We start from the raw sequence: 7,944 nt of genomic DNA, 5'->3' as shown, positions 1-7,944 counted from the left end.
GGGCCGCGCCTTCCCCCCCCCCCCCCCCCCCCCCCCCGGGGGGCCCCCCCCCCGCCCCCCGCGGGGGCCGCCAGATGGCGCCGCCGGCCGGGGCTTCGATCAGTTCGACCGTGCCAGTGGTCACTTGGACAGCCAGGTTCCGTAGAACTGGGGCCAGGAGTTCGGCGAGAACGCCAGGTCCTGCACGGTGGACTGGGTGGCGAACAGCGACCGCGGGACGTAGACCGGCACGTCAGCGGCGAGCTGGATGACCCGCTGCTGGGTCTTCGCGTAGACGTCGTTACGCGTCGCGGTGTCCAGGGTCTGCGCGCCAGCGTTCGTCCACTGGTCGACCTGGTCGTCGGCCAGGAAGGCCCCGTTCTGGCCGTTCGAGCCGCGGCTCGCGCTGTTGAAGAACAGGCGCAGGACGTCGGGGTCGAAGCGGGCCCAGGACGTGTCGAGGACGTCGAACTCGCTCGCGTAGGCCTTGGTCAGATAGGTGGTGACGTCGAAGCTCGGGCGGGAGATCTCGATGCCGATCTTCTTCAGGTCGGCGACGATCGCCTGGGCCAGCACGTCGCGGGAGTCACGGTTGCTGGCCGAGGGCGTCGAGGGCCAGACCACGGTGAGCCGCTGGCCGTCCTTGGTCCGGTAGCCGGCGGAGTCCCGCCCGGTCCAGCCGGCCTCGTCGAGCAGCTTGTTGGCCAGCGCCGGGTCATACGGCCAGCTGCCCTCAAGCTTCGGGTCGTAGCTGGGTGTGGCCGGGGAGATCGGGCTCCAGGCGCGGTTGTACTGGCCGAAGTAGACCGTCTTGACGTTCTGGTCGATGTTGATCCCGCGCTGGATCGCCTGGCGCACCCGCTGGTCGGACAGGATCGGCCGGGTGACGTTCAGATAGAGGTTGTAGACGCCGCCCGGGTTGTCCTTCTTGTAGACATTGATCGACTTGTTCGAGGCCAGGCTGGCCACGTTCGACGGCGGGACGGACTGGATGCCGTCGACCTGGCCACTGGTCAGCGAGCCGATCCGGGTCGCCGGCTCGCTCAGGATCCGGTAGGTCACCTTGTCCAGGTAGGCCGGCCCGGTGTGGGTGCTGTCGGCCGGGGCCCAGTTGTAGTCCGGGTTGCGGCTGAACACGATGCTCTGGCCCTTGGTGGCGCTGGTGAAGGTGAACGGGCCGGTCCCGACGGCGGCCGGGCCGCCGACGCAGAAGCCCTCGGGGTGGTTCTTGATCGCGGCGGGCGAGTAGAAGCCGAAGTAGGCCGTCGCCGCCACCTGCAGGAACGGCGCGAACGGCTTGGAGAAGCTGATCTGGACCGTGCTGGGGTCGATGACCTTGGTGCCGGTGTACGGGCCGAGCAGGTTGGAGGCGTACTGCGACTTGGTCGTCGGCGCCACGATCCGGTCGAAGTTGACCTTGACCGCGTTCGCGTCGAACGTGGTGCCGTCGGTGAACTTCACCCCGCTGCGCAGATGGAAGGTGTAGGTCGTCAGGTCCTTGGAGACGTCCCAGGACTTGGCCAGCCAGGGGTGGAAGGTGCCCTTGGTGTCCTCGGAGACCAGCGAGTCGAGGATGTTGCGATCCACCTCCCCGGTGACGTCCTGCGGGCTGACCGCCGCGTCGAAGCACTGCGGCTCGACGTCGAGCGCGTAGGTGAGGTTGCCCCCCGCGCGGGGCTGGCTGGCGGGCGCCGCCGCCGAGCTCCCGCCGGAGCCGCACGCGGCGAGCAGCATCGCGGCCGTGGCCGCCAACGCGGCCACGCCGGCCAGGACAGGTCTAGAACGCATCAGTACTCCATATGAATCGCCGGGCGAAATCCGGCGCGCGAAGAGGTCCAGGACAGTTCGCCTTCTCCATCGCCCTCGACGAGCGGCGCGCGACTGGGTCAGGAGGCGCGCGAATAGAGAAGGATTCGTTGAGAAATCAACGAGGAAAACATGGCGCGGCACCGGCCCGACGGTCGGGACCTGGCAGGAATGACGCGCCCGAATACCCTCCGGCCAATGAGCCGGGACAACGGGCCAAGGGGACCGGTCCTCAGTTTTCGACCGTGACCCAGCCCGGCCCGCTCATCGCGCGGATGAGGGCGCCGGGGTTTTCATGCAGCCCACGCCGAGTTTCAGCGGGCGGGACACACCGCCGTGCTAGGAAATCAGCGGGGGCCGGCGGGACAGGAGGCGCTCGCAACCCGGAGCAGGTCGATGTGCCGCCGAGTGGTGAGGAAACGCGCGCGCGGCTCGCCCCCCGGGGCGGGCATGCGAAAGCGCAGGGCCGCCGAGTATCCCCGTGGCCTCGCCTGGGCAGACCCAAAGAGCCCAGACAGCCGTTCTGGCTGCCTGGCGCGCTGGGCGCCGTATCCATTCACCCCCACGGCGCAGAGGCTAACCAGGGCACTATCGAGGCCGATACCGGTCCATATGTGATGCCGGACACAGGGGTTCGGGGTGGACTCGGCCGTGCACGCAAGCCCCGAGCCCGGGGCGCCGCCGTCTGACCAGGCAAGACCTGGCCGACCAGGCCCGCTCGGCGCGGCGACCACGCGGCCAGTCCCGCGCCCCAGCCTGGGGTGTTCCGGGGTCGGACCCCCCACCCGGACCCGCGACGAGTAAGGGTTTTCTAGGGTTGACAAACGCCGCCACCTGCCGGAGATGCGGTGGCACTCCGGCCAGCTGGCCGGGTCATACCCGATGGTCGCGTCGCGCGGATACCGCGGCGCCGGGGCCGGCGACGATGTCGAGCACCGCCGAGAGCTGGGTGTTGAGGTAGAAGTGGCCGCCCGGCAGCACCTGGAGCCCGAACTCCGCGGTCGTGTGCTCACGCCAGGCCGCCGCCTCCTGGATCGTGGTCAGCGGGTCGTCGGTCCCGACCAGCGCGGTGACCGGCACGTTCACCCGCGCACCGGGGTCCGCCTGGTAGGTCTCGATGGCCCGGTAGTCGCTGCGCACAGCCGGCAGGATCATGGCGACGATCTCGTCGTCGTCGAGCAGGTCCCCCTCGGTCCCGCTGAGCCTGCGCAGCTCGTCCACCAGGCCCCGGTCGTCCAGCAGGTGGGTTCGCTCGGCCCGCCGGGTCGACGGCGCGCGCCGGCCGGAGACGAACAGACCGGCCGCGACGACGCCGGCGTCCCGCTCCAGTCGTCGCGCGACCTCGAAGGCGACCACGGCGCCCATGCTGTGGCCGAATAGGGCGGGCGGCCGGTCGGGGTCGAGCCGGCCACCGGCGAGAAGCGCGGCCACCGCCGCGTCAGCCAGCGCGTCGACCCGCTCGAACGCCGGCTCGTGGCGGCGGTCGTGGCGGCCGGGATACTGCGCCGCCAGCACCTGGACGGGCAACCGCGCGTTCGCCAGCGCCCGTGACGCGGCGAAGAAGTAACTCGCGGCCCCGCCGGCGTGCGGAAAGCACACCAGCTGACGGGCGCCGTCCGGCGCGCGATGAAAACGACGGATCCAGCGGTCGTGCTCAGGCGCTGGCTGCCCGGGGGACGGCGGCATGGGAACACGTTCCTTTCTGCCAATCGATTTATAGCCGGCAGGTGGCGGCCGGCGCCACCACTGGCGATCTCACGCGAGCCAACGGTAACGGCGTCGTCAGATCGCCGATTCCCGCCGGGCCGGCGAAGTAACCCGCGTCACATGCCCCCGATAGGGGGAAAAGATAGGGGTTCACCATCACGCCTCCTTCGACGAATAGTCGAGGGCGGGCCGCGCGGCCGTTGACGGCTTCTCGCCAAACCGTCGGTGTGGTCTAAGCCCGCCGCGGCCGGCCGTCCGGGCGACGGCGGCGAAACAGCCGGCACGGCGACCCGAATCGACATCCTGGCATTTCGGCCGGGGCCCGGTTGACCGCGAGGGGGCACGACGTTCTATGACGAAAACGGACGAGGTCCGGACCGGTATTACCGCGCCCGGTGGCCGTCGCGACGCCAGCCCGCCGGCGGCGGTCGTCGGGGTGGCCTGCCGGCTGCCCGGCGCGCCGGACCCGGCCGCGTTCTGGCGCCTGCTGCGATCCGGGACGGACGCCGTCCGGGACGACCCGGCCCGCGGCCGCGGCGGCCACCTGGCCGATCCGGCCGGGTTCGATGCCGAGTTCTTCGGGATCTCCCCGCGGGAGGCTGCCGCGATCGACCCGCGCCAGCGCCTCGTCCTGGAGCTGGCCTGGGAGGCGCTGGAGGATGCCGGCGTGGTCCCGGGCCGGCTCGCCGGCGCGGCGGCCGGCGTGTTCATCGGCGCGGTCTCCGACGACTACGCCAGCCTGCTCGCGGGCTACGGCGACTCCGCCGTCACCCGGCACACCCTCACCGGGGTGAGCCGGGGCCTGATCGCGAACCGGGTGTCCTACGCGCTCGACCTGCGCGGCCCCAGCCTCACCGTCGACACGGCGCAGTCCTCGTCGCTGGTCGCCGTGCACCTGGCCGTGGAGAGCCTGGCCTCGGGCGAGTCCGAGCTGGCCCTGGCCGGCGGGGTGCAGCTCAACCTGGCCGACACGGTCACCCGCGGCGCCGAGCGGTTCGGCGGGCTGTCCCCGGACGGCCGGTGCTTCACCTTCGACGCCCGGGCCAACGGCTACGTCCGCGGCGAGGGCGGCGGCGTCGTCGTGCTCAAGCCGCTGCACCGGGCGCTGGCCGACGGCGACCGGATCTACTGCGTCGTGCGGGGCAGCGCGGTCAACCACGACGGTGGCGGCGGCGCGGGCCTGACCGTTCCCAGCGCCGACGCCCAGGCGGCGGTCATCCGCCGGGCGCTGGCCCGGGCCGGAGTCGAGCCAGGGGCGGTCCAGTACGTCGAGCTGCACGGCACCGGGACGAAGGTCGGCGACCCGGTCGAGGCGGCCGGGCTGGGCCGGGCCGTCAGCGGCGGGCGCCGCCCGGCCGACGCGCTGCGGGTCGGCTCGGTCAAGACCAACATCGGCCATCTCGAAGGCGCCGCGGGGATCGCCGGGTTCCTCAAGACGGCGCTGGCCATCCGGGCCCGCGAGCTGCCACCGAGCCTGAACTTCGCCCAGCCCAACCCGGCGATCGAGCTCTCCGAGCTGGGCCTGCGGGTGCAGCGGGAGCTGGGCGGCTGGCCCCGGCCGGACGAGGAGCCGGTGGCCGGCGTCAGCTCGTTCGGGGTCGGCGGCACCAACTGCCATCTCGTCCTGTCGGCCCCACCGGCCGGGTCGGTCGAGGAGACCACGGCGGCCGGACCGGGGCCGGTCGAGCGGGTGCCGGTCGTGACCGGCGGCACCGTCGCCTGGCCGGTGTCGGCCCGCTCGGCGCCGGCGCTGCGCGCGGCGGCCGCGAACCTGCGCGCGGCGGCCGACGCCGACCCGGCGCTCCCACTGGCCGACGTCGCCTGGACCCTGAGCCAGGCCCGGGACACGTTCGAACACCGCGCGGTCGTCGTCGGCGCCGACCGGTCCGAGCTGCTGGCCGCGACCGCGGCGCTCGCCGCCGGCGAGCAGGACGCCGGCCTGCGCCTCGGCGTGGCCCACCAGCCGGCGCGGGCCGTCTTCGTGCTTCCCGGCCAGGGCTCCCAGTGGGCCGGCATGGCCGACGCGCTGCTTGACCGCTCCCCCGTGTTCGCCGACCACATCGCCGCCTGCGCGGACGCGCTGGCGGAGCACGTCGAGTGGCGGCTGCTCGACGTCCTGCGCGGCCGGCCCGGCGCTCCGGGCCTGGACCGGGTGGACGTCGTCCAGCCCGCCCTGTTCGCGATGATGACCTCGCTGGGAGCCCTCTGGCGGGCGGCCGGCGTGGTGCCAGCGGCGGTCGTCGGCCACTCGCAGGGCGAGATCGCCGCCGCCTACCTGGCCGGAGCGCTGTCGCTGACCGACGCGGCCCGGTTGGTGGCCCGGCGGTCCCAGGCGCTGCTGCGGATCGCCGGCCGGGGCGGGATGGCGTCGGTCGCGCTGCCCGCCGACGAGGTCCGCGACCGGCTGCGGGAGCTGCCGGGCGTCGCCGTGGCCGCCGTGAACGGGCCGGCCGCGACCGTGGTGGCCGGCGAGCGGGCGGCCCTGGCCGAGGCGGTCGCGCGGCTGCGGGCCGCCGGGGCCGACGTCCGCGCCATTCCGGTCGACTACGCCTCCCACTCACCCCAGGTCACCGAGCTGCGCGCGGCGGTGCTCGCGGCGGCGAAGGGCGTCGCCGCCGGCCCGGCCTCGGCCGAGTTCTACTCGACCGTCACCGGCGACCGGCTCGACCCACGCCGCCTCGACGCGGACTACTGGTACCGCAACCTGCGGGAGGACGTCCGCTTCGCCCCGGCCATCCAGGCCGCCCTGGCCGACGGCCACCGGGTGTTCATCGAGGTCAGCCCTCATCCGGTCCTGTCCCCTGGCATCCGCCAGATCATCGAGGCCCTGGGCGCGGACGCCGTCGCGGTGGCCACGCTGCGCCGCGACGACGGCGGCCCGGACCGCTTCCTGACCGCGCTCGGCGAGGCACACGCGCACGGGGTGGAGGTCGACTGGGCCGCGACGCTGCCGCCTGGCCGCCACCGGGTCGACCTGCCCACCTACCCGTTCCAGCGGGAGCGTTACTGGCTGGACGACCTCTCGGCTCAGGAGGACGAGCCAGGCCGTCCCGGGGCAGCGGCCGGCGGCCCGGCCGCGCCTGTCCCGACCGAGCCTCTCCCGGCCACGGCTGTCCCGGCCGCGCCGGCGGGCCGCGAGCCGGCTGCCGCCCCGGCGGCGCAGTACCAGGACCGGGACGGCGCGCGGGACCTCGGCCGCCTCGTCCGGTCCAGCCTGGCCGCCGTGCTCGGCCGTGGCCGGACGGCGGGCCTGGACGAGCGCAGGACCTTCAAGGACCTCGGCCTGGACTCGCTGGGCGCCGTGGAGTTCCGCGACCAGCTGGCCCGCGCGAGCGGGATCCCGCTGCCCGCGACGGTGACGTTCGACCACCCGACGCCGGCGGCGCTGCTGGCCTACCTGCGGACCGCCGACGGCGACCGGCCCGGCGGCCTGGCGGCGCCCGTCGGGCCGAGCGCCGACGCCGACGACCCGGTCGTCATCGTCGCGGCGGCCGGTCGCTGGCCCGGCGGCGCGGACACCCCGGAGAAGCTGTGGGAGCTGCTGGCGGCCGGCCAGGACGCGATCGGCCCCTTCCCCACCAACCGCGGCTGGGACCTCGCCGCCCTGGCCACAGCGGACGCCACCGGCACCGCGCCCTCGTATGTGCACGAGGGCGGCTTCCTGCACGACGCGGACGCCTTCGACGCCGAGCTGTTCGGCGTGAACCCGCGTGAGGCGACGGCGATCGACCCGCAGCAACGGCTGCTGCTGGAGTCGGCCTGGGAGCTGTGCGAACGGGCCGGCATCGACCCGCTCGCCCTGCGCGGCAGCCAGACCGGCGTGTTCGTCGGGGTGATGGCGCAGGACTACGGCCCGCGCATGCACGAGGCCCCGGCCGAGCACAGCGGCTACCTGCTCACCGGAAGCACCACCAGCGTCGCCTCCGGGCGGATCGCCTACGTCCTGGGACTCGCCGGGCCGACGCTGACCATCGACACCGCCTGCTCGTCGTCGCTGGTGGCGCTGCACCTGGCCAGCCAGGCCCTGCGGGCCGGCGAGTGCTCGCTGGCCCTGGCCGGCGGGGTCACCGTCATGGCCAGCCCCGGCATCTTCACCGAGTTCAGCCGGCAGCGCGGCCTGGCCCCGGACGGGCGCTGCAAGCCGTTCGCCGCCGGCGCCGACGGGACGGCCTGGGGCGAGGCCGCCGGCCTGGTGCTGCTCGAACGGCTGTCCGACGCCCGCCGGCGGGGACACCCCGTGCTCGCGGTCGTGCGCGGCAGCGCGGTCAACTCCGACGGCGCGTCCAACGGCCTGACCGCGCCGAACGGACCGGCCCAGCGCGACGTCATCCGCCGAGCCCTGGCCCCGGCCGGCCGGGGCCCCCGCGCCGGCGCCCCCGTCCCCGCCCCCGGCCCCGGTACCGCGCTCGGCGCCCCCCCCGCGGCCCCGGCCCGGCGAGCGACCGACGGGCC

Annotated in this window: 4 protein-coding genes; 1 reads left to right on the top strand and 3 read right to left on the bottom strand. The window is 74.3% G+C overall.

The features are described 5' to 3' along the window. Positions 1-120: 120 nt before the first annotated feature. The 3 genes from I6A60_RS26995 to I6A60_RS26990 all read right to left on the bottom strand — a co-directional run bounded on the left by I6A60_RS26995 (position 121) and on the right by I6A60_RS26990 (position 3,471). Entirely contained in the window at positions 121-1,767 is a 1,647-nt protein-coding gene (locus I6A60_RS26995) for an ABC transporter substrate-binding protein (RefSeq protein WP_203055729.1), read from the bottom strand. Positions 1,768-2,132: 365 nt separating this feature from the next. After that, a complete protein-coding gene (locus I6A60_RS44190) occupies positions 2,133-2,237 on the bottom strand; it encodes a putative leader peptide (protein WP_374113488.1) in 105 nt (34 codons plus the stop codon). Between the two features lie 421 nt (positions 2,238-2,658). After that, on the bottom strand, positions 2,659-3,471 hold the full coding sequence (locus I6A60_RS26990) for a thioesterase II family protein (RefSeq protein ID WP_238436327.1): 813 nt from the start codon (positions 3,469-3,471) through the stop codon (positions 2,659-2,661). 373 nt (positions 3,472-3,844) lie between these two features. Here I6A60_RS26990 and I6A60_RS26985 point away from each other — a divergent pair. Next, the coding region (locus tag I6A60_RS26985) for a type I polyketide synthase (protein WP_203055728.1) at positions 3,845-7,944 on the top strand (4,100 nt) is incomplete at its 3' end.

Origin of the sequence: Frankia sp. AgB1.9 (assembly GCF_016786355.1) — a bacterium.
Lineage (GTDB): Bacteria > Actinomycetota > Actinomycetes > Frankiales > Frankiaceae > Pseudofrankia.
This window is presented reverse-complemented; position numbering and strand designations above follow the sequence as displayed.

Coding starts and splice junctions, on each gene's coding strand:
- I6A60_RS26990 (WP_238436327.1), bottom strand. CDS start 3,471: ATGCCGCCGTCCCCCGGGCAGCCAGCGCCTGAGCACGACCGCTGGATC.
- I6A60_RS26995 (WP_203055729.1), bottom strand. CDS start 1,767: ATGCGTTCTAGACCTGTCCTGGCCGGCGTGGCCGCGTTGGCGGCCACG.
- I6A60_RS44190 (WP_374113488.1), bottom strand. CDS start 2,237: ATGCCCGCCCCGGGGGGCGAGCCGCGCGCGCGTTTCCTCACCACTCGG.